This is a genomic window from Flavobacterium hydrocarbonoxydans (assembly GCF_009789235.1).
GTDB classification, from domain to species: domain Bacteria; phylum Bacteroidota; class Bacteroidia; order Flavobacteriales; family Flavobacteriaceae; genus Flavobacterium; species Flavobacterium hydrocarbonoxydans.
On record NZ_WSTB01000002.1, the window covers coordinates 286,728 to 310,015 of the forward strand.

The 23,288-nt window shown below is 35.1% G+C and carries 16 protein-coding genes and 1 pseudogene; 10 read left to right on the forward strand and 7 right to left on the reverse strand.

Annotated elements, in window-relative coordinates; genetic code table 11:
- Window positions 1-2: 2 nt before the first annotated feature.
- The 5 genes and pseudogenes from GON26_RS04435 (at window position 3) to GON26_RS04455 (ending at window position 3,947) form a co-directional block, all read left to right on the forward strand.
- Window positions 3-1,100: an AAA family ATPase gene (locus GON26_RS04435; RefSeq protein WP_160373521.1), complete on the forward strand. Its 1,098-nt coding sequence runs from the start codon at window positions 3-5 to the stop codon at window positions 1,098-1,100.
- Window positions 1,097-1,780, forward strand: coding sequence for a DUF4276 family protein (locus GON26_RS04440; RefSeq protein ID WP_160373522.1), 684 nt, complete (start codon window positions 1,097-1,099; stop codon window positions 1,778-1,780). Before GON26_RS04435 ends, GON26_RS04440 begins: the two co-directional genes overlap by 4 nt.
- Window positions 1,781-1,844: 64 nt before the next feature.
- A pseudogene (locus GON26_RS21765) lies at window positions 1,845-1,967 on the forward strand (hypothetical protein); the annotation flags it as partial.
- A 314-nt stretch (window positions 1,968-2,281) separates the two neighbouring features.
- Window positions 2,282-2,884, forward strand: coding sequence for an outer membrane beta-barrel protein (locus tag GON26_RS04450; RefSeq protein ID WP_160373523.1), 603 nt, complete (start codon window positions 2,282-2,284; stop codon window positions 2,882-2,884).
- A gap of 103 nt (window positions 2,885-2,987) precedes the next feature.
- Complete coding sequence (locus tag GON26_RS04455) at window positions 2,988-3,947, forward strand: helix-turn-helix transcriptional regulator (protein WP_160373524.1); 960 nt, start codon at window positions 2,988-2,990, stop codon at window positions 3,945-3,947.
- Window positions 3,948-4,069: 122 nt separating this feature from the next.
- Here GON26_RS04455 and GON26_RS04460 read toward each other — a convergent pair whose 3' ends face one another.
- Entirely contained in the window at window positions 4,070-4,549 is a 480-nt protein-coding gene (locus GON26_RS04460; RefSeq protein ID WP_160373525.1) for a DinB family protein, read from the reverse strand.
- A 232-nt stretch (window positions 4,550-4,781) separates the two neighbouring features.
- On the opposite strand from GON26_RS04460, the gene thiL reads away from it, so the two are divergent.
- From thiL to GON26_RS04475, 3 genes are all read left to right on the forward strand, one after another.
- Window positions 4,782-5,828, forward strand: a complete 1,047-nt coding sequence (gene thiL, locus GON26_RS04465) for a thiamine-phosphate kinase (protein ID WP_160373526.1) — start codon at window positions 4,782-4,784, stop codon at window positions 5,826-5,828.
- Between the two features lie 465 nt (window positions 5,829-6,293).
- On the forward strand, window positions 6,294-7,322 hold the full coding sequence (locus GON26_RS04470; protein ID WP_160373527.1) for a hypothetical protein: 1,029 nt from the start codon (window positions 6,294-6,296) through the stop codon (window positions 7,320-7,322).
- 56 nt (window positions 7,323-7,378) lie between these two features.
- The gene (locus tag GON26_RS04475; protein ID WP_160373528.1) at window positions 7,379-12,358 is read left to right on the forward strand and encodes an SBBP repeat-containing protein; all 4,980 of its coding nucleotides are present in this window, start codon (window positions 7,379-7,381) and stop codon (window positions 12,356-12,358) included.
- 74 nt (window positions 12,359-12,432) lie between these two features.
- Here the strand turns inward: GON26_RS04475 and GON26_RS04480 are convergent, their stop codons facing one another.
- The 5 genes from GON26_RS04480 to GON26_RS04500 form a co-directional block, all read right to left on the reverse strand.
- Window positions 12,433-13,131, reverse strand: coding sequence for a response regulator (locus GON26_RS04480; protein WP_160373529.1), 699 nt, complete (start codon window positions 13,129-13,131; stop codon window positions 12,433-12,435).
- A complete protein-coding gene (locus tag GON26_RS04485; protein WP_317164680.1) occupies window positions 13,121-15,184 on the reverse strand; it encodes a tetratricopeptide repeat-containing sensor histidine kinase in 2,064 nt (687 codons plus the stop codon). Before GON26_RS04485 ends, GON26_RS04480 begins: the two co-directional genes overlap by 11 nt.
- 96 nt (window positions 15,185-15,280) lie before the next feature.
- Window positions 15,281-15,517 (reverse strand): hypothetical protein, encoded by a 237-nt coding sequence (locus GON26_RS04490; protein ID WP_160373530.1) that lies wholly within the window; start codon window positions 15,515-15,517, stop codon window positions 15,281-15,283.
- A 174-nt stretch (window positions 15,518-15,691) separates the two neighbouring features.
- Window positions 15,692-16,489, reverse strand: a complete 798-nt coding sequence (locus GON26_RS04495) for a LytR/AlgR family response regulator transcription factor (RefSeq protein ID WP_160373531.1) — start codon at window positions 16,487-16,489, stop codon at window positions 15,692-15,694.
- Between the two features lie 469 nt (window positions 16,490-16,958).
- Window positions 16,959-18,500, reverse strand: a complete 1,542-nt coding sequence (locus tag GON26_RS04500) for a glycine--tRNA ligase (protein WP_160373532.1) — start codon at window positions 18,498-18,500, stop codon at window positions 16,959-16,961.
- A gap of 98 nt (window positions 18,501-18,598) precedes the next feature.
- Between GON26_RS04500 and GON26_RS04505 the strand changes: the two genes are divergently transcribed.
- Window positions 18,599-19,282, forward strand: a complete 684-nt coding sequence (locus GON26_RS04505) for a ComF family protein (protein WP_160373533.1) — start codon at window positions 18,599-18,601, stop codon at window positions 19,280-19,282.
- A gap of 3 nt (window positions 19,283-19,285) precedes the next feature.
- Here GON26_RS04505 and GON26_RS04510 read toward each other — a convergent pair whose 3' ends face one another.
- Window positions 19,286-21,958 carry a zinc-dependent metalloprotease gene (locus GON26_RS04510; protein WP_160373534.1) on the reverse strand — a complete coding sequence of 891 codons (2,673 nt, stop codon included), beginning with the start codon at window positions 21,956-21,958 and terminating at the stop codon, window positions 19,286-19,288.
- A gap of 321 nt (window positions 21,959-22,279) precedes the next feature.
- Between GON26_RS04510 and GON26_RS04515 the strand changes: the two genes are divergently transcribed.
- Complete coding sequence (locus GON26_RS04515) at window positions 22,280-23,212, forward strand: bifunctional riboflavin kinase/FAD synthetase (RefSeq protein ID WP_160373535.1); 933 nt, start codon at window positions 22,280-22,282, stop codon at window positions 23,210-23,212.
- Window positions 23,213-23,288: the final 76 nt, after the last annotated feature.

A 23,288-nucleotide genomic window follows, 5' to 3' on the forward strand; every position in this document is an offset into this window, starting at 1 on the left:
AAATGATAAACAGAATTCAAATAAAAGGTTATAAATCAATTAAAGATTTAGATCTTGAATTGAAACCTATAAACGTACTTATTGGTTCAAATGGAGTTGGTAAATCAAATTTTATTTCTTTTTTCAAATTAATAAACGTTATTTACGAGCAAAGGTTAGAATTATATTCACTGACAGAAGGTGCAGATAGCTTAATGCATTTTGGAAAAAGAAATACTGCAGAAATAAAAGCATATTTAGAATTTGATGAAAAAAATGCTTATAGTTTCTCACTTAAACCAACAAATGATGACAAACTTTTTATTGAAACAGAACATACTGGTTTCAATAAATCAAAAGGAGGAAGGTCTGCAGAATTTGGCCCAGGTTGGAGTTGGGATTGGATTGCTGGAAATGTAAAAGAAAGTGTTGTTAGAAATTTTTCAAATGGGATTCCAAGCTACGTTAATATTTATCTAAGAAGCTTTAAAATTTATCATTTTCATGATACTAGCCAAAATGCTCCTCTACGTTCTTCATGTAATATAAATGACAATCAACAGCTTAAAGAAAATGGAAGTAATCTACCCGCTTTCTTATATTATCTCAAGGAAAAAAAACCAAATGATTTCGAAAAAATACAAAGAATAACCCAATCTATTGCACCATTTTTCGAAAGGTTTGACTTAAAACCAAACCGACTAAAACCAGAAAGAATCTCTTTAGAGTGGATTGAAAAAAGCCAACCCGAGAGTTACTTTAATGCAGGGAATTTTTCAGATGGAACAATTAGATTTATTGCCTTAGCAACATTATTGCTTCAACCTAATTTACCTAAAACAATTATAATCGATGAGCCAGAATTAGGACTACATCCTTTTGCAATTAATAAATTAGCAGGTTTAATTAAAAAAGCTTCTGCTTCAAGTCAAATTATAATCTCAACTCAATCTGTGAATCTAGTTGATAATTTCAAACCAGAAGACATTGTAACTGTTGACAGATTAGACAACCAATCAGTTTTTAATAGAATCGACGATAATGAAAACTTAACAAATTGGATGACCAAATATAGTTTAGGTGATTTATGGTCAAAAAACGTAATTGGAGGCAGACCATGAAAGATTTATATTTTATTGTTGAAGGCGAAACAGAATTAGAATTTGTCAATAAAATCTTGATCCCTTATTTTTATTCTCAAGGTATCTCATGCCATATACAAGGATATCCTATAACTATGAGTGGTGGTGGGCATGGTTTTAATAATATTCAACATTTTATAAACACAATAACACCTGTATTAAACTATCAGAATGAGCCAATAATCACTACTCTGATTGATTACTTCCAATTAAATAGTGAAAAAAAACTACCTGGCTATTCTACATCACTAAATTATGCTTTAACCAACGACCGAGTCAATTACTTAGAGTCGAAATTAAATGATGTTGTCCAATCTATTAGCCCATACAGGTATTTCGTTCCATATATTCAAAAACATGAAATGGAAACATTGCTTTTTTCTAATCCAGAAGAGGGGTTTTATCTAGAAAGTGATAAAATTAAAAATTCAGTTTTAGAGATTTGTAAGCAGTATCAAAACGTTGAAGACATAAATGGCTCTTTGCAAGGCGCACCATCAAAAAGACTAGAAGCCATTTATAAAGCAGATGGAAAAAAATATGAAAAAATCATTGACGGGATTGATATCGCTGACTTAACAGGAATACAAAAAATCTTAGAAAAATGTCCACGCTTTAGAAATTGGATAGAACATTTAATAAGATTATTAAAAGAATAAGTAAAAACAGCTAGGATTGAACTTCTTTTAGTTGTTTCTAATCGAACTTTAAGATTGATAGTAAAATATTTCGCGTAAGCGTAAATTGCTTGAAAAACAGAAAAAAGGTAAAAAACGTATGAGACAAGTTGAAAACGTTGAGATTCCGCAAGAAGCTTTTATGGCTGTTTTGAAATTGAATGATTAAGATTTTTATTTAGAAAATAAAATATAGATTGAACCCGATGACGAAAAGTTATCGGGTTTTCTTTTTGTTTAATATAAAACATTCATAAAAATATTGCTTTACAGGTTTAATCAAGTTGTTTTTATTCTTTAAAACACATAAAACAAAGATTAACAACCGTTAATACTAATCATAGAGCCATAATTATATAGATTATTTCTTACAAAATAAAAATTAATATCAATTCATCTATTTTTTCAGTCTTTCATCGAACTTTTCTTAAATATTAAGATAAAAAACATAATTTTAATCTTACAACTTTAAATTCTAAGATTATGAAAACGAAAATTACTATTATGGCTCTGTTATTTGCAATTGGTTTTGCAAATGCACAACAACAAGAAATTCAAGATGAAGTAAATTCGGCAAAAGGAATAACTTTTCAAAAAGGGGACATGTTTATTGAAGGTTCTCTGCAACTTTCAACCGGTGGCCCAGTTGATTATTTTGGGTTCAATCCAAAATTTGGTTATTTTTTAAGTGAAAAATTCGCAGTTGGAGCAAAATTAAGTGTTGGTTCTAGTAAAATTGAAGCTACAGATGAAAAAACAAATCAATTTGGTATTGGCGGTTTTGCAAGATACTACGTTCTTGAATTAGATAAAAAACGTTTTAAAGCTTATGGAGAAGCTGGCTTAGGTTTTGGTAGAAACAAACAAGATGGTGATTCAGACAATAGTATAACAGCGGACATCAATATTGGATTGAATTATTTCATTACCAAAAATATTGCTGTAACGTTTACTTTGGCTAATATTTTATCTTACAATAGCGTTTCTCCAGCCGATGGACCCTCATCAGATGTTTTTCAATTAAACATTAACTTATTTGAGAATATTTTTGACCAGCCACAATTTGGTTTGTTATACAAATTCTAAGAATTAAATATTCAAAATTAAAAAAGGCAACTCTAATAAAGTTGCCTTTTTGCTTTATCAGAAGTTCTCAAAAAAGTATCTTTGAAAGACAAAACCTCAACCAATGCTAGACGAAACCCCAAAACGCTTTGATAGAATTATTGCTATTCTGATTCAGTTACAATCGAAGAAAATTGTAAAGGCACAGGAATTAGCCGATCGTTTTGAGGTGAGTTTAAGAACAATTTACAGAGACATTCGAACACTGGAAGCTTCCGGAGTTCCTATTTACAGTGAAGCCGGTGTAGGTTATGCTCTGATGGATGGCTACCGCTTACCTCCCGTTATGTTTACGCGCGAAGAAGTAAGCAGTTTTATTGCCGCCGAAAAACTGATGCAGAAATTCACCGATACTTCGCTTGGAACGCATTACGCATCGGCGATGTATAAATTAAAATCGGTTTTGAGAAGTACTGATAAAGACTGGCTTTCTAACATAGAAAACAAAGTGGTCATGCAAAACGCAGAACCTTTATTTCATGATAATTCTCCCAACACACTGGCTTTTTTATTTGAAAGTATTGCCGAAAAAAAGCAAGTCATTTTATTATACAAAACCTTCGAATCTGGAGAAACAACCTCAAGAAACATTGAACCTGTTGGTGTTTTTCACGACCACAACAACTGGTATGTTTTGGGATTTTGTCATTTACGAAAGGATTATCGCCAATTTAGAACCGACAGAATTCAGGGGATTCAGAAAACAGAAATTGATTTTACATTAGAACACGATTCATTAGAAACCTATCTGAATAAAAACGAAACCATTCCCACCATAAAAGTTAGAGTAATAGTCGATAAAAAAATCGCAAGATATTTGGCTTATGAGCGAAAATACCATGGTTTTGTATCCGAAAAAGAAATTGATGGGCAACTGGAAATGACCTTTATGTCGCGAGATATTGAGAATGCTTTTCCGCGTTGGCTTTTAATGTTTGGTGATTATGCGGAGATTTTAGAGCCGGAACAACTAAAAATAAATACGCTGGAATTGCTTGAGAAAATAAAGAAGAAACTTTCGTAAACAACTAAACGAACAAACCCGACAGGTTTAAAAACCTGTCGGGTTTACTGAATACGCTAAATCACATATTCAGAGATTCCTCCGGAATGACAAGATTGGGCCTTTAATTTTTAATCAAAAATCTATCTTTCCCAGAAAAAAGGCGGTTCAATATTTAAGGCGCGTAGATAAACGTAAGCCTGACCACGATGATGCACTTCATTATCAATAAAATATAATATATTATGAATCACCGGAAATTCGTATTGTCCAAAAAGATTAAACGTTTCATTAAAATCTTCGATAGCTAATTTTTCCCAAAGCTGATTAATTTCAGCAGTTGATTCATCCCATTTTTGTAGATATTGTGCTTTAAAAATCAATTTTTCAGAACCTTCATCAAAAGGCTGAACATCACGATTTACAATTCCTCTTAATCCCGGAGCGGCAATTGCCAAAAGTTCATCAACCAATTTTGAAAAAGGGCGCATTCCTCCTATCGAAAACTCGAAAAAATCTTTTTCAGGGAATAATTCAATCAAACGACGGGTTAGCGCACGATGACCCTGCCAATGTTTTAGTAAATCTTCCGAAGTAATTACCTGAGCTGCTAATGTTTTCATAATATTAAGTTTTTATATTTTAATACTTCAAAAGTAAAACGGGCTGGTGACAACAGTTTGTCAGTAGGAAAAATTAATTTTTATTATTTATTGAAATTGTTTATTATTAGAATTGATAAAGACGCACTGCAGTGCGTCTCTACAGTAGATCAGGTGTTCCAGGACAACATTCGGTTAAATTCGATAAAACCTTTGTACCTTTGCACCTTAAAAACTTTGGAACTTAAAAAAAATGATCGAAGATAAAAATCCACAACGTACCAGTATAGCACAATTAGGTGAATTTGGCCTGATTGAACATTTGACTAAAAACTTTGACGTGAAACACGAATCAACACTAAAAAGTATTGGTGACGATGCCGCTGTTCTTGATTTTAAAGACAAAAAAGTCGTTATTTCTACTGATTTACTGATTGAAGGCGTTCATTTTGATTTGGCTTATATGCCTTTAAAACATTTGGGATACAAAGCTGTTGTCGTAAACATCTCTGACATTTGCGCCATGAATGCCAAAGCAACACAAATCACAGTATCGGTTGCGGTTTCGAATCGTTTTCCGCTAGAAGCTTTAGAAGAGCTTTTTGAAGGAATTACACATGCCGCTACAGAATACAAAGTTGATGTTATTGGTGGTGATACTACCTCATCGCAAAAAGGACTAATCATTAGCATTACGGCAATTGGTGAAGCCAATGAAGAGGAAATTGTATATCGCAATGGCGCCAAACAAACCGATTTGCTTGTTGTAACCGGCGACATTGGAGCTGCCTATATGGGATTGCAGGTTTTAGAGCGCGAGAAACAAGTTTTTCAGGTGAATCCTAACAACCAGCCTGATTTGGATGCTTATACGTATCTGATTGAACGCCAATTAAAACCAGAAGCCCGAAAAGACGTTCGTACTTTGTTGCACGCGCTTGAAATAAAACCGACTTCGATGATTGATATTTCAGACGGATTATCATCAGAGATTATTCATTTGTGCAAGCAGTCAAAAGTAGGTTGTAATTTATACGAAGACAAACTGCCATTAGACCCACAATTTATTTCGACTTGCGAAGAATTTAATATTGACAGCACTACGGTTGCGATCAATGGCGGTGAAGATTACGAATTGCTTTTTACGATTGACATCAACGATTTTGACAAAATAAAAGGAAATCCAAATTTCTCTATTATTGGTCACATGGCAGATGAAAGCGAAGGAATCAATTTAGTAACAAGAGCCAATACTCAAATTCCTTTGAAAGCCCGTGGCTGGGACGCTTTGAGCGAATAAACACCCATACATACACTCTTATAAAGAGAGTGATCCAACTAAGAATCTTAAAGGTTCAGCTTTTTTAACAAAGGCTGAACCTTTTTTTATTTTCTAACTACTGTTTAACGACAAAAAAAAGCTCTTCAAATGGGTTTTAAACTAAAAAATACTCCAAAAGAGGTATTGTTTCACTTTAGTTTTAAAATTAGATTTGTTGATTAAATTTATTTTAATACTAAAAACCAATACTTTACAGCATATCAAAGGATTAGTAAAATACAACATTTAAAAAACAAAAAGATAAAAAACACATTTTATTTTATTCTAAAATTCATAAATACTAAAACGCAATATTAAACAAAATAAAAATAAAGCATACCCAATAAATACCACAATAACCGGAAATAAAATTTCCAATGTTTAAAAAAAGGAGAAAGCCGAAAATCCTAATTACAGAGTAGGCAAAATTAAAATTTCCAAAAAATGAAAAAAATCTACTTTTTATTTGTACTTGCAGTTACAACCATTACTGCCAATGCCACTATTAGAACCGTAAACAACGGATCTGTAGGTGCCGGACAATACACTTCTGTGCAAAATGCTGTTGATGCTTCTACCGCAGGTGATACAATTTACATTCATGGATCTCAAACCAATTATGGTGATGTTACTTTAAACAAACGTTTAGTGCTTATAGGTGCCGGACATCATGTTACAGGTACGCAATTTAATTTCCCGACACTTTTAGGAAATATTTATCTTAGTCAGGGAAATTCTACTACTTTACCGACTGGAAGTACCATAAAAGGAATTCATTTTCCATTTATAGGTGGCTCTGGCGGATCATTATCGGTCAATAATGTAACACTTGAAAGAAATTACATCTATTCTGCTGCAACTATTTTAGGATCTGGATGGATCTGTCGTAATAATTTTGTCAATTATTTTAATGTCGATAATTATAAAAATACAATTATTAGTAATAATATAATTTCAAATTCAAGCGTATATTATTCCGACAAACCAAGTGTTATCATTACAAATAACATTTTCTTAAACGGTGCCCACTTTTATACTGTAAAATACGCTACAATTACTAATAACATTTTCATCGAACCTAGTTTAGATTATGAAATATACAATTCTCAAAACACCTGGAATAAAAACATTATGATTTATGCTGACCCTGCTAATTACAAAACTTTCCCTCCAGCAAATAACACCGGCGTAGGAAACTTAAACACGGTTGATGCACAGTTTACTAGCACAATACCATTGAATATTACTCTTGAAGATGCTACAAAACACGATTGGACTTTATTAGCTACTTCAATAGGTTTTAAATACGGAACAGACGGAACAGACGTAGGTATTCATGGTGGTAGTTACCCATCTCCAAATACTTCAGGAGCAACAAACATACCTCAAATTACGAGTATGGATCTTCAAAATTCTGTACTGCCACAAAACGGGACTTTAAATATAGAATTTAAGGCTAAAGGCCAACAATAAGAATGATTTAAAATCATTTCTTGAATTTAAAATTCTAATCTAAAACCCGATTCACGATGAAAAAAATAATATTTATATTATTTGTGATACTCTCTACAGGGTATGGATCACAAATATATGCTCAAACAGAACCCACCCCCAACTGGACCTGGGCAACCAACATAGATGGGGCAAGCGCAGTAGCCGCTACAGATGATGGGGCTATTTTTACCGATACTGCAGGAAACAGTTATATTGTAAACCAAATAAGTTCGCACATAAACATCAAAAAATACGATGCAACAGGAGCTTTGGTTTGGGATCGCGCTGGAAGCAGCGGTGCAGGAATAGAACTCCCAACTGATATTACTGTAGATGCTGCAGGTAATTATTATGTTACAGGATCTTATACAGGTACGGCGACTTTTGGAGCCGCAACATTAGCCAATTCAGGAGAATCAGATATTTTTATTGTAAAATATGATACTGACGGAAATGTGGTTTGGGCTCAGAAATATGGAGGCACAAACAAAGACCAGGGAAATAGCATAGCAATAGATGCTTCTGGAAATTGTTATGTGGGCGGATATTCCTTCGGAGGAAGTTTTGGTTATCCTCAACTTTTTTATGCAAAATACAATTCAGCTGGAGTTCCTCAATGGACGAAGCTTGATAGCGGGTATTATAACACATCAATATTAGAAAATGTTGTAAATGGTATTTCCGTTGATAGTTATGGGAATACTTATATAACAGGTTCAAATCGTGATTATAATTACAATAGAGGCTTTTTTATAAGAAAATGTGATCCTTCAGGAAATACAGTATGGCATAAAAAATCAACAATAGATTACTCTGTTGGAAATGACATTGTTACTGATGCAGTTGGAAACAGTTATGTAACTGGAGCTAATTATTCATCAGGTCTATACGACATCTTCACAACAAAATATGATGCAGGAGGTCAAATTCTGTGGACAAAAACTGCAGGAGGTATAGACCAGGATTATGGAGACGGAATTGCTATTGATGCCGATGGAAACTGTTATGTATCAGGAAGATTTCAACAAAACGCCACTTTTGGCCCTATTGCTATAAGTAACCTCAACAGCGGTATCAGCGATGTTTTTGTAGCTAAATATGATAAATTAGGCGATGAAGTCTGGGTACAGCAAGCAGGTGAAAATGGAGAAGATGGAGCCAATAAAATAGGCGTAGATGGTGCTGGAAACCCATACATTAGTGGGTATTATACTACCAGTACTACATTTGGAACAACTACATTAAATGGTATTGTCAGACAACCTTTTATCGCTAAAATTGGAGACCTTGTAGAAGGAACCGAAAGCATTACGACTCTTCCTCTTGCTTCTCATAACTACAATGCAGGTGGTTCTATAAGCGTACCTTTTTCGACCAAAGGAACCTTTCCGGCAGGTACTACTTTTACCGTAGAACTATCGGATCCTTCAGGTTCTTTCTTTTATCCTAAATATATTGGGGTTGGTACCACCAGTCCTATAACTTGTGTGATTCCAGCTTTGACCATTCCGGCAGCAGAATACCGTATTCGTGTGATTTCTGCAACACCAGCAGTTATAGGTACAGATAACGGAAGTGCTATCACGATAAACGGCAACAGTCAGCTGACAACACCTGACTGGTCTTGGGCAACCAATATAGATGGAGCAAGCGATGTAGCCGCTACAGATGATGGGGCTATTTTTACCGATACTGCAGGAAACAGTTATATTGTAAACCAAATAAGTTCGCACATAAACATCAAAAAATACGATGCAACAGGAGCTTTGGTTTGGGATCGCGCTGGAAGCAGCGGTGCAGGAATAGAACTCCCAACTGATATTACTGTAGATGCTGCAGGTAATTATTATGTTACAGGATCTTACAGCGGCTCTGCTTCTTTTGGAGCCACAACATTAGCCAGTTCAGGAGAATCAGATATTTTTATTGTAAAATATGATACTGACGGAAATGTGGTTTGGACTCAAAAATATGGACAGCCTTACAAAGATCAAGGAAATAGTATAGCAATAGATGCTTCTGGAAATTGTTATGTGGGAGGATATTCCTTCGGAGGAAGTTTTGGTTATCCTCAACTTTTTTATGCAAAATACAATTCAGCTGGAGTTGCTCAATGGACTAAACTTGATAGCGGATATTATAACACATCAATATTAGAAAATGTTGTGAATGGCATATCCGTTGATAGTTATGGGAATACTTATATAACAGGTTCAAATCGTGATTATAATTTCAACAGAGGTTTTTTTATAAGAAAATGTGATCCTTCAGGAAATACAGTATGGCATAAAAAATCAACAATAGATTATTCTGTCGGAAACGACATAGTTACTGATGCAGTTGGAAACAGTTATGTAACTGGAGCTAATTATTCCTCAGGTTTATACGACATCTTCACCACAAAATACAACGCAGCAGGTGTTGTAGTCTGGAATCAAAACGGAATTGGTTTAGATAACGACTACGGAGACGGAGTTGCTCTTGACGCTAACGGAAATTGTTTTGTTACGGGAAGATTCCAGCACAATACCGATTTTTCTACTCTGAATGTTAGCAATACCAGCAGTGGTATTAGTGATGTTTTTGTTGCCAAATATGACGATCAGGGTAATATTGCCTGGTTGCAGCAAGCTGGAGAAAGTGGTCAGGATGCAGGTAGCAAAATAGGTGTTGATGCTGATGGAAACTGTTATATTAATGGTTATTACACAACCAGTACTAATTTTGGATCTACTACTTTAAGTGGTGGTACCCGTACTCCGTTTTTAGCTAAAATTGGCGTAACTGCAGCTACTACTTTAGGAACAGCTGTGGTAAAAGGAGAAAACTTTTGCGGAGGCGCAGTAGTAACTGTTGACTTTGCCATTACAGGTAAATATGATGACGACAATATTTTTACAGCACAATTATCAGATGCTTCGGGATCTTTTAGCAGTCCTGTAAATATTGGAACGTTAGAGTCTCCTTTAAACACCAGTATTTATACTATCATTCCATTAGCAACTCCGGCGGGTACAGGATACCGTATTCGTGTGATAAGCAGCAATCCTGCATTGGTTGGAAATGATAATGGCATTGATATTGAAATCAACCAAACCGATTGTGTAAACAACATCGTTAAACTGGATGTAAAACCAATCGCTGCTATTGAATATTTTATTGATACTGATCCGGGAGCCGGAAACGGAACTCCATTGCCAACAACTGGTGGACTTACAGTAAGCGAGAATTTCCAAATTACCTTACCGACATTAACAGCAGGATTTCACAATCTTTTTATCAGAGCAAAAGATATTGACGGAACCTGGGGAATGTACGAAGGAAGAGTTTTTTATGTTCAGCCAGAGCCTTTAGTATTAACCAGCAGCCCTATTGTTGCCGCTGAATACTTTTTTGATACTGAGCCAGGTGTGGGTAACGGAACGGCTGTAGCTTCTTTTAGCAGTGCCAATCCGCTTAGCATGACCACTCAGATACCAACAACAGGATTATCAGAAGGATTTCATAATTTATTCCTTAGAACCAAAGATTCTAAAGGAAAATGGAGTATGTACGAAGGCAGAGTGGTTTATATCCAGCCTACTGTTGCAGCAACCGTAATCGAACCTATTGTTACTGCAGAATATTATTTTAATACCGATCCGGGATTAGGAAACGGAACTGCAATTGACATTGAAACTCCGGCAGAATCTATTACAGTTACACTTTCAGATGTAGCTACTGCACCTCTTACCGCTGGTGATCACAACATTTACATCAGAGTAAAAGACAATGGAAACACCTGGAGTTTAACGGAGAAAAGAACCTTTACGATTTGTTCAGTAATCTTAACAGCTCCGGTAATAACAGGAGATGCTGTGGTATGTTCCGGGCAAGGGCTTAGCCTGAATGCCGAAACTGTAACTGGAGCCACTTCATATTTATGGACTGGACCAAACGGTTTTACGGCTACGACACAAAGTATCAGCATTCCAAATTTGGCACAATACCAAACCGGAGAATATACGGTTATCGCAGTAAACGGAACAGGACCTTGCGGAACTGGGCCAGCTTCTAAAATTACAGTAAGCATCAGTACAACGCCAGAGCCTACAGGAAATACTTCGCAAGTATTTTGTAATGCTGCTAAAGTAACTGAATTAGTACTTACTGGCGAAGGAATAAAATGGTACACTGGACCTTCTGGAGGAACAGCACTAGAAGACACCGCAGATTTAGTAGCGAACACCTGGTATTATGCAAGTCAGACTTTAAATTCTTGCGAAAGTACTTCGCGTTTGGCCGTATTCGTTACTATCAATGTTACGCCTGAGCCAACAGGAGCTGCTACACAAGTATTTTGTAATGCCGCTACAATCGAAGATTTAATCGTTAGCGGAACGGATATAAAATGGTATGCCGGACCTACAGGCGGAATAGCTCTGGACAACACAACAGCTTTAGTAAACAATACTTTGTACTATGCAAGTCAAACTTTAAACTCTTGTGAAGGTGCTACACGTTTACCAGTATTAGCAACTGTAAATGTTACTCCTGCTCCAGCTGGAGAAGCAAGCCAAACGTTAGGAGATGACAAAACCATCGCTGATATTGTAGTAACCGGAACTGATGTAGTATGGTATGGTTCAGCTGAAGATGCTGCTGCCGCTACAAATCCGTTAGATGAAACTGCTCTTTTGGAAAATGCTAAAACCTATTATGCAACCCAAACTATAGACGGTTGTACTAGTATTGCTTCTTTGGCAGTAACAACATCGGTGACTCTTGGTACGGGTGATTTCGATTCTAAATCGTTCAGTTACTTTCCAAATCCAGTAGTGGATTATTTAAATTTATCTTATGCTCATGAATTAACCAGTGTGATTGTATTTAATGCAAATGGACAACAGGTAATTTCCCGAAACCTAAACAGTACTTCTGGAAAAATCGATATGTCCCGTCTTGCAGAAGGTGTTTATTACCTCATTGTAAATTCAGCAGAAGGATCAAAAACGATTAAAGTAATTAAAAAGTAATTTTGAATTAGTTGCAGAATTAATAAGTAGATTTTAACCAAAAAACGACATCTTAACCGATGTCGTTTTTTATTTTAAAAAAGGGCTTTACTTTTGGCTTCTTTTACCAAATCATCATCTAATCCGGATTTTATTTTGAGTAATTCTTTCAGGTTTGTTTTTCTTCTTTCAATTGCATTTAAAGAAATCGGAATGTACTGTGGGAGTTCGATTGTTGGAGTTCCTTTAGATAAATGAAACAAAATCTGTTTATCAAACTGATCAATTTCTATCGAATGGTGTGGCGCCTGATTAAGCATTTTTACCACAGACTGACTGTAGTATTTTTGATTTTTCATTACTTTATCAAAAGCAAAAAGCAATTCATCAAAAGTCAAATCATTTTTAATAATCAAACCATTTGGATTAATTACTCTGGTAATTGTTTTTATTTTAAGCAGCTCTGTGTACATCGTAAGCAATATAATCTTGCAATGCGGCATACGTTTTAAAATAAGTTTTGCAACATCCTCACCTGAAAAAATATTTTCTTCTTCATAGGCAGGCATACTAATATCTAAAAAAGCAACATCAAAATTTGGCATATCGGGTTGCATAATGATATCATAAGCCGACTGACAATCGTTTGCCTGAGTAATATGAAAATCATATTCCCTGGGATTGTATCTGGTAATAGCATTTTTATATCCTTCTATTATAAAAGGATGGTCATCTACTATAAGGATTTTTTGTTTCTTAATTTCAGAAACCAGAGCTGGGGCATCAAGTGTCATGATTTTGTAGGTTTATTTTTTGATCTATTGGGACTTTAATCGTAAGAATGGTGCCTTCTCCTTTTACTGATTTTAAAGTAAAAGTGCCTTTGCATTCGGCAGTTCTATAGGCTATATTTTGCAAACCAATTCCTCTTTTGGTTGTTTTGGTATTAAACCCGATTCCATCATCCGCTATGGTGAGGACAAGATGATTGATTTCGCTTTTAAATTCTACTTTAACCGTATTAGCGTTTGCGTATTTATTACAATTTTGAAGGGCTTCCTGAACAATTCTGTACAAATTAATCTTTACAGCATTGCTCACAAGCTCCCATTTGATATGAGGATCAATATTAGAAATCAGTTTTACACTAAAAGTATTGACCTGATCGTCCATTAATTTTTCTAAAATGGCTACAAAATTGTTAATCAAATCTGCTTTTTCTTTACTCAGATCATGTGATATTTCGCGTATATCCTGTTCTATATTTTTAAGTTCTGTGAGGTATTTTTTTCGTTTAGGCGCGGCCAGTGTTTCATCAATCTTATCCAGACTGTCCAGACTTATCCTGATACCAAACATTCTGCCCAAAACGCCATCATGCAGTTCCTGAGCTACTTTTTTCTTTTCCTTGATTCGTATGGCTTCAATTTCATTTTGCTGAGAAATCATTAAATTATAAATATCCTCATTCGCAATTTGCTGTTGTTGTTTAAAAAGTAACTCTCTGTTTCGGGCTTGCTGCGTTTTATATACATATAAAAAAAGGCCTAACAGCGTAAAAAAGCCAAAAACATACACCAAGTTTCTGATTTGCAAGGCTAAACTAGTGTTTTCACTTTTTATTTCATTGGTTTCATATTCGATTCGGGAAAACTTTTCTCCCATTTTTCTTTCTGCTTTTTGCAAACGTTCGTTAATATGAATATATTCTTCCGAATAAATCGAAGCATTTTCAGGCTCTACAGCCGCAATTTGTTTCAAAGCTTCCAGAGTATTAGTGAGCCTTTTGTGATTGCGTGATAAAAGTAGTGCCTGTTTCGAATATTGCACGGCTTTGAAAGTATCTTTTCTGAAAGCATAATATTCGGATAAGTGAATTTTATTTAGAATAATCCCCGAAGTAAGTTTTAGGCTATCCCTAACCTGTAACGCCTGAAAAAACTGATCCGGCAATCCCTTAAAATCTCCCATTTTATATTTAGAATACGCCAGATTATCAAGCAGCATAGCGTAAAGCGAAGGTTTTTCGGCTTTTAAATTTTCCTGTTTCAAACCCTCCTCAAAATATTTTTTGGCTTCATCAAACTTCTTCATTCCGAGATAAACATACCCAATATTATTTAGAGAAGTCGCCTTAGACTGAAATTCGCTGGGTACCGGAATTGCTTTATTTTCGAGACATTTTAAGGCTTTACCGTGAAATTCCAGTGCTTTATCATATTCATCTCTTTCGTTGTATAAAACACCTAAAAGGTTATAGGATTCATAAAGCAAATCACTGGCCGAGTCGTTTCCTTTTATAATTTGCAGCGCTTTAAAAACAGACATTTCGCTGCCAAAAAGATCACTCTCGTTGTACTGCAGATTGGCTTTATTCAAAAAAGTCTTGGCTAAATTATAGGGATCATTGATTCTGCTGTAAATTTTTTCAGATTTAAAATAAAATACAAAGGCACTATCCGAGATCAACTGAACGCTGTAATAATCTCCCAAATACGTTAAAGCCCTTGCTATATTTATCGAATCTTTAGTCTCTTCCGATTTTTCTAAAATAAGTTTAGAAGTAGAAAAATACGCTGGCCAGTCGTTCATATTATAATAACGGTTGGCAATTTTAAACAAATTGGCTTTGCTTAAAGAATCATTTTCCTGATTGATGACAATCTTAAAAGCCCGCTGATTGTATTTTTGTTTAAAAGTCAAAGGCATATTAACATCATTGGCCAATGATAAATAAATCGAAAGACTGTCTTCGGCAGTTTTTGTGTTTTGACCGTGCTGCTCCTTACGGGTACACCCATAAAAAACGGCCAGTAAAAACATTAATATGAAAAACTTGTTCTTCAATAGCGTGGTTGGAATTTTTCCAAAAGTAGTAAATCTGAGACATAAAAAAAACCGTCTGTAAGAACGGTTTATTTATCTGAGACAAAATGCCTTATATTAGTCAACTTTTCTATTTCCTCCTGTAGATTGCCCTCCTGGACCTGCAATATCCAACATACTATAACTAGTAACTGATTGGGTATTTGACTTAACAAAATCTACTTTTTTTGAAACTCCGATGGCAGCACCATCAACACTTGCATTATTTGTTGCTGCAACTATTTCAGAAGTAGTAAAAGAAGTTAAAGCCATTACTAAAGAAAATAAGCCGATTGTTGTAATTGTTTTTTTCATAATCTGGGGGATTTAATATGATTGTTTTTAAAGTTTTTTCTGATTGCATTTGCAAATCTTATAGTGTAAAACTAAAACCATATCTATTGTTTTTTTGCATAAAATTTAATATTTATGGTGAAACAATACCAAATATGAGTAAACGGATGTTAAAAACGTGTAAAATGCTAATTATTAAACCTCTAGATAATTTTCGGAGGCAAATTCGGCAATAATCAGATCAATGTTTGATTTATAGGTTTTCGAAAAAGGAATTTTTTTATGTAAGTTCCGAATATAACAGGCTGAGTTTCCGTTATGAATTCTCGAAATATACTTTTTATTGATGATGTAACTATTATGAATTCGGATAAACGGATGCGATAAAATGGTTTCAAAATGCTTCAGGGTTTTGAAAGCCGTAATCATTTCGCCTGAATTCAGGTAAATATCGGTCGAATTATTATCGGCCTGAAAATAGCAAATATCAACTGCTCTTAAATAACGGTAATCGCCATAGGATTTAATACAGATTACTAATGGCTTTTCGAATGAATTATCGGTTAACCGTACCGAAACGTTATTGCTGTCCACATTAATCAAATCAAAATCAGATTCGATTTTATTCAGTTTAAAAACCACTTTTAAGATATCCAGTCTGTCTAAAGGCTTAAGTATATAATCGAAAACCTGATATTGTATTGCCTCAAAAGCAAGTTCTCTGTTTCTTGTAGTAATGATTATTTTAGGAATATACGTTAAATAACGGTGCAGCGCATTGATAAACAATAATGACAACTCGCTTTCAGGATTTTGCGGATCGATTTCCAGAAAAACAACATCAGGATGATATTCTAAAACCAGATTGAGCCCTTCGTGATAATTCGTCGCCGAAGCCATGTGGGCAAATTCCAAAAAACCATCAATTACAGTTCTGGTATTCTGGTTGCTTAACAGATCATCATCGATTATAATGTACGAATACTTTTTCAAGGTTAAATATTTAGCAACTTTTGATTATTTTTCCGACAAGAAAAACAATCATTTGTCGTGATTTTTGGATATAATTTGTTTTGGAACATAATTAATTCATAAAATTACGCAATTAATTCATCAAAATAATTCTTAATTCAAAAGATTTAATCTCTAATAATTACATCAAAAACATCTATTGAGTGCAATTAATTAAAACATAGAGACATCGGTTTTAAACGCTTAAAAAGGCATTTCACTTCTTTTATAGACTCCTAGCCTACTAATCCGTTTCTTATACCAACCATCGAGAATGGCACACAGATGAAACGGATTTTAACGGATTAACGCTGCTAATGACTTACAAAGAGTTATGAAAGACCCGTTATTATCTGTTCAATCAGTGTCATCTGTGGTCTATTTTTAGGCAAAAAAAATCACAAACTCCAATTTAGGAATTTGTGATTTCTATATTTAAAGTTTTAAAAACTTACATTTTCATCAACCAGTTTTTCATAGAAACTTCGTTTTCGATGATGTTTTTTAATTCAGAGATTTTCACACGATCCTGTTTCATCGTATCTCTATGACGAATGGTTACCGTTTCGTCTTCGATCGTTTGGTGATCTACTGTAATACAAAATGGCGTTCCAAGAGCATCCTGTCTTCTGTAACGACGACCAACCGCATCTTTTTCATCATACGCTACATTGAAATCCCATTTTAAATCATCGATGATTTTTTTAGCAATATCAGGCAAACCATCTTTTTTTACTAATGGTAAAACCGCTGCTTTTGTTGGCGCTAAAACAGATGGTAATTTCAAAACTGTTCTGGTAGAACCATCTTCTAAAAGTTCTTCCTGCAATGATGTTGCAAAAACAGCCAGAAACATTCTATCAAGACCTACAGAGGTTTCCACTACATACGGAACATAGTTTTCATTCAATTCAGGATCAAAATATTGTAATTTTCTACCAGAGAATTGTTCGTGTGCTTTTAAGTCAAAATCGGTTCTTGAATGAATTCCTTCTAATTCTTTAAATCCGAATGGGAAGTTAAACTCGATATCTGCAGCCGCATTTGCATAATGCGCTAATTTTTCGTGATCATGAAAACGGTAATTTTGTTTTCCTAAACCTAATGAAAGGTGCCATTTCAAACGTGTTTCTTTCCAGTATTCGTATGATTTCATTTCTTCGCCCGGACGTACAAAAAATTGCATTTCCATTTGTTCAAACTCACGCATACGGAAGATAAATTGTCTTGCCACAATCTCGTTTCTAAAGGCTTTACCAGTTTGAGCAATACCAAAAGGAACTTTCATACGGCCAGATTTTTGTACGTTCAGGAAGTTTACAAAAATACCCTGAGCTGTTTCCGGACGTAAATACAAATCCATAGCAGAATCTGCAGAAGCACCTAGTTTTGTTCCGAACATTAAGTTGAATTGCTTCACCTCTGTCCAGTTTCTGGAACCTGTTTCCGGATCTGCAATTTCCAGCTCTTCGATCAAAGCTTTTACATCAGCCAAATCTTCGTTTCCTAAAGAACGGGCCATTCTTTCCAGAATCTCTCTTTCTTTGGCTTTATACTCCATCACACGGGCATTTGTCGTAACAAACTCCTGTTCGTTGAAAGCTTCACCAAAACGAGCTCTTGCTTTTTCGATTTCTTTAACCGCTTTCTGATTTAGCTTTTCAGCATAATCTTCAATCAAAACATCGGCTCTGTATCTTTTTTTCGAATCTTTATTATCAATCAACGGATCATTAAAAGCATCTACGTGACCGGAAGCTTTCCAGGTAGTAGGGTGCATCAATATTGCAGCATCAAGGCCTACAATATTTTCATTCATCTGAACCATTGATTTCCACCAATATTCCCGAATATTCTTTTTTAACTCTACGCCATTTTGTGCATAATCATACACTGCGCTTAATCCATCATATACTTCGCTTGACGGAAAAATAAATCCGTACTCTTTTGCGTGCGAAACCACATTCTTAAATATATCTTCTTGTTTTGCCATAGTGATGCAAAAATATAAAAAGTGAATTTAAAAAAAAGAAAAAAAGTAAAGATTGAAGTATTGATTTTCATATTTTTATAAAACAATACACTTTATATATGTTTAAATATCTTACAAATCTCTTTTTTCCTCAAGTTTGTGTAGGCTGTCACACGCTTTTAATGAGTAATGAAGTCGTAGTTTGCACCGGTTGCCGTCACGAAATGCCGTTAACGCAACATCATTTAGATCCTAAAAATGAAGCTTTTCATAAATTTTATGGCAAAATTGATATTCAGTACGCAGCTGCTTTTTTAAATTTTAATAAAAAAGGAATCGTTCAGGAGCTCATTCACAATTTAAAATACAAAGGTCAGGAAGAAATAGGCAGCGTTTTGGGCAACTGGTATGTGGAAGATTTAAAAAAAATACAACGGCATCATTCTTTTGATGCCATAATTCCGGTTCCGTTACATCAAAAAAAATTAAAAGAAAGAGGATACAACCAAGTTGCTACTTTTGGAAAAGCGTTGTCAGAAGGTCTGAATATTGCTTATGAAGATTCGGTTTTGTTCCGAAAAAAATATTCGAAAACCCAATCTAAGAAGAATCTTTTGGGAAGGACTGAAGATATTGAAACCATTTTTGATGTGTATGTATCCGAAGAACATCAAAACAAACATTTTTTATTGATTGATGATGTGATTACAACAGGCGCTACACTTGAAGCCTGTTCCCGGGCTTTATTAAAAATCCCAGGAACAAAAATCAGCATTGTATGTATGGCGATTGCCCATTCGTAAAGTTTAATTCACAATTATTTTTCTGGTAATTTCACGATCACCGTCAAGAATTTTTACGATATAAGTTCCAGACTGTACCGCAGGCAACTGAATATTCTGGTTGAAACGGGCTGTACTCTGAAATTCATTTTCATATATTTTTCGGCCTAAGAAATCATGCACCAGAATCGTCACACCACTGCTTGTATTACTATCAAATTGTACGGTGAAATTTCCTTTATTTGGATTAGGAAATAGAGCAAAATTAGCCAAATCAAAGTCAGAAACTCCCAAAGTATATTGCTGGGTTTGAATGGTGATAGAAGCAGCATCGATAGTTCCTGTGTCTCCATCAAAATTATCTCTTACTCTTAATGTCCAGTTTCCGTAAGGACTTTCGTCATTAAAAGCACTTAATAATTCTTCTGGAATTACCACTTGCAAAGCAGTTTCCTCACAGTCAATAGCATCTCCTGCATCATCATAATTCAATACCAGTGTGTTTTCTGTACTTCCACAACTTCTTTCAAATAATTTTACAACCGTTCCCTTTGGGCTAACAATATCGATCTGAACATCAGACAAATAAGCATGTGTAAGTTTCAGATTCAAATTTACATCTGTAATAAATACCGCATCACTTGAAGTTGGCACAGTGATTATTCTGGTTGTATAAGCAAATCTCTCAGGAATTTCGAAAGGAGCTGTAAAAGTATAAGTCTCATTTTTTGTAGTCACATTATACCCAACCGCAAACTGCTTACTATTTACAGCATAGAAAATATTATTCGTAGGCTCGATTAATAATCTGCAATTTTTAGCTTTGATATCTGCAGGAACAGTAATCACCTGCGAACCATCATTGGGCGTATTCGAAGCTAAAACTGTTGGAAAAGTAAGTCCTCCATCTGTTGATAATTTTATATTCACATTTGTTGCTCCTGAAATGGTATTGGTATTATTTACACTCCAGGTAATCGTTTGCTGGGTGTTGTTTATCCAGCCCAAATCGTCTGTGTTTTGAGAAGTAACAGCAAATGGTCCAGCAGCTGCATTAACCGTTACAATCATACTATCGGTATTGGTCTGAGCAGTACCCTGAGCAGCGTTATCACGACCCGTTAAGGTAAAATGCAACGTTCTGCCAATAGACGGAACAGATTCCCAGCTTGAAGTTAATTTATTTTGCAAAACCGAATTAAAATCCGGCATATAACGGGTAGCCGATGCAACAGGCGGAAAAGATCTAAACAACGGACCGTCTTTTTTATCCGACAAAGCCAAACTATTACTTCCTGAAGTCGTCACGGCTGTGTCATATTGCTCCCAGGAATACGTAACGGTATCACCATCAGCATCAGATCCTGTCCCTTTTAAAACAAAAGCAGTGCTAATTGGAATCGTATAATCGGCACCAGCACTAATAGTTGGCGGATTATTCGTAAGTGTTGTGTTTACCGGACAGGTTTTGTTTGTAAAATTATCCTGAATCTGAAGAATACTGGCATAGGCAAAATAATCATCTGAATTGTTTTGAATATCATATCCATCTGATACTCCGGCATATCCCATGATGGTAGTGCCGCTTCCGGGTTCAACATTGACATCTGTTCCTTCTATATCATAAGAAAAAGTATGATTTGCACCTAACTGATGGCCAAATTCATGTATTACAAAATCAATATCAAAAGTATCTCCTTCGGGTGCTTCATTAGAGGGTGAGGTATAAGCACTTCCTTTTGCCAATGGGTTTCCGCTTGTTGGGTTTTCGCAAATACAACCAATACAGCCTGCATTTCCGCCACCTCCGGAAGCGCCAAATAAGTGCCCGATATCATAACCGCTATTGCCAATTTTTGACGTCAAAGCATTTTGTACTTCCTGATTCCAGGCACCATCAGCACCGTCATCAGCATCCGAATAAGGATCGGTTGCAGCATCAGTATAAATAACAGCGTCATTATTGGCAATTAAAATTAATTTTAAAGCCAAATCTCTATTAAAAATTCCGTTTACACGGGTCATCGTCGCATTCATCCCTGCCAAAGCGCCTGCTTTAGTCCCTCCAAAATACGCTGTATATTCGCCCGTACAGGACAAAGCCAGTCGCAAGGTTTTAAAAACTTTAGTATTAGAAGCTGTTTTCGCCGTTTTGCTTTTACCACTTTTATCAACAAGACTTGCAGTTGTTTTACAATTTAAAGCATCCATTTTACTGCTGTTCTTCGACGTAAAAAGCACATATTGTGATTTATTATCCGGGTTTTTCTCGATAAATTCAGGATTTGCATTTGCTCGGAGTACCATGGTTTGTACGCCAATTGAAGACAAACTAAAATGGATTTTAGCACCTTTGGTTCCTACGCCTTCATACGCTCTGATTTCAGGATATTTTGCCTGTAGTTCAGGATCAAAATTAGAAGATTCCCAAACGGTATATTTTTCTAAAACTCCTTCAGCATTTGGAAATGTAATGACTGTATTGCTTTTTTTAGAAGTCTGAAGACCTGCTCCTGAAAGCTTTTCTTTCAGCAAACCCACATTCAAACTATAAAAAAGCTTGTCTGTACCAGGTGAAGCGACAACACTTTTGTTTGTAGCGGAGCTTTGACTTACTTTTTGCCATAATTCATCATTCTGGGCTTGTAATTGAAAACTGCAACATAGAATCAGAACCAAGAGTAATTGTTTTTTCATAAGTGGTATCTTTTAGTGAATCAAAAATAAGTCAATTAAATTAATTTCAAACCTTTATACGATATTTAATCGTTTTTCATCGACGAGTGGGGCGATTTTTTTCTACCAGCCTGATTGGTGCTTTTGTTTTATTTTCCTTAATTTGAAATTTAGGGTTATAAAATGTAATGAAGACTTCTTTTAAAAGTAACTCTTTCAAGTGATTTACTTACATTTTCAGCTTTTTCACAAAAACTGCTTTAATAACATCAAAAATCAATTCCGGTTATTATTAGATTTAAAATAGATAGTATAAATTTGCAGCATCTTAAACAATTTGCTTTGAAGCTCTTTCATTCTATAAACGATTTCCGGTCAACCAAGAAAACCATTCTGACTCTTGGCACCTTTGATGGCGTTCATATTGGTCACAAAAAAATTTTAGAACGAATTACTCAAAACACTGAGAATGGCAAGTACGAAAGTCTGGTGCTTACTTTTTTTCCGCATCCGCGAATGGTTTTACAGGAAAAATCAGAGATTAGACTTCTGAATACCATTACCGAAAAAACCAAACTTCTGGAACAAACAGGCATCGAAAACCTTGTTATTCATCCTTTTGACGAAAGTTTCTCCAGACTCACTGCTGAAGAATTTGTGCATTCTATTTTGGTGGATCAGTTTCATATTCAGAAAATAATTATCGGTTACGACCATCGTTTTGGCCGAAACAGAACTGCCGATATAAACGATTTAATTGCTTTTGGTGCCGAATATGGTTTTGAAGTCGAGCAAATTTCTGCTCAGGAAATTCAGGATGTTTCGGTGAGTTCAACCAAAATCCGTAAAGCTTTGCAAGAAGGCAATATGGATTTAGCCAATGAATACTTAGGATATTCTTATTTTTTTACCGGCGAAGTTGTAAAAGGAAAACAATTAGGAAGAACGATTGGTTTCCCGACAGCCAACATCAAAATTGAAGAAGACTACAAACTGATTCCGAAAAATGGTGTGTATATAGTAAAAGTTGTTGTAGATCAAAAAGAAGTTTTCGGAATGATGAATATCGGTTTTAACCCTACAGTTGAAGGTCAGAAACAAACCATCGAAGTCAATATTTTTGATTTTGATGCTGATATTTATGGCGAAAAAATCGAAGTTTCCTTGTTGCAATACCTTCGTGAAGAGCAAAAATTTGGTTCGCTGGAATTGCTTACAGCGCAATTAAATCAGGACAAGAAAGCTGCTTTGGCTTTTGTGAATCAACTTAAATAAACTTCTAAAACATACTTTTTCAGGTTTTTAATTCATCGTAGTATTTTTTTTAGTAAATTTGATATAGACAGCTGTT

Excerpts from the sequence above, each read along its gene's own strand:
- GON26_RS04435 (WP_160373521.1), top strand. The coding sequence starts at position 3 with ATGATAAACAGAATTCAAATAAAAGGTTATAAATCAATTAAAGATTTA.
- GON26_RS04440 (WP_160373522.1), top strand. The coding sequence starts at position 1,097 with ATGAAAGATTTATATTTTATTGTTGAAGGCGAAACAGAATTAGAATTT.
- GON26_RS04450 (WP_160373523.1), top strand. The coding sequence starts at position 2,282 with ATGAAAACGAAAATTACTATTATGGCTCTGTTATTTGCAATTGGTTTT.
- GON26_RS04455 (WP_160373524.1), top strand. The coding sequence starts at position 2,988 with ATGCTAGACGAAACCCCAAAACGCTTTGATAGAATTATTGCTATTCTG.
- GON26_RS04460 (WP_160373525.1), bottom strand. The coding sequence starts at position 4,549 with ATGAAAACATTAGCAGCTCAGGTAATTACTTCGGAAGATTTACTAAAA.
- thiL (WP_160373526.1), top strand. The coding sequence starts at position 4,782 with ATGATCGAAGATAAAAATCCACAACGTACCAGTATAGCACAATTAGGT.
- GON26_RS04470 (WP_160373527.1), top strand. The coding sequence starts at position 6,294 with ATGAAAAAAATCTACTTTTTATTTGTACTTGCAGTTACAACCATTACT.
- GON26_RS04475 (WP_160373528.1), top strand. The coding sequence starts at position 7,379 with ATGAAAAAAATAATATTTATATTATTTGTGATACTCTCTACAGGGTAT.
- GON26_RS04480 (WP_160373529.1), bottom strand. The coding sequence starts at position 13,131 with ATGACACTTGATGCCCCAGCTCTGGTTTCTGAAATTAAGAAACAAAAA.
- GON26_RS04490 (WP_160373530.1), bottom strand. The coding sequence starts at position 15,517 with ATGAAAAAAACAATTACAACAATCGGCTTATTTTCTTTAGTAATGGCT.
- GON26_RS04500 (WP_160373532.1), bottom strand. The coding sequence starts at position 18,500 with ATGGCAAAACAAGAAGATATATTTAAGAATGTGGTTTCGCACGCAAAA.
- GON26_RS04505 (WP_160373533.1), top strand. The coding sequence starts at position 18,599 with ATGTTTAAATATCTTACAAATCTCTTTTTTCCTCAAGTTTGTGTAGGC.
- GON26_RS04510 (WP_160373534.1), bottom strand. The coding sequence starts at position 21,958 with ATGAAAAAACAATTACTCTTGGTTCTGATTCTATGTTGCAGTTTTCAA.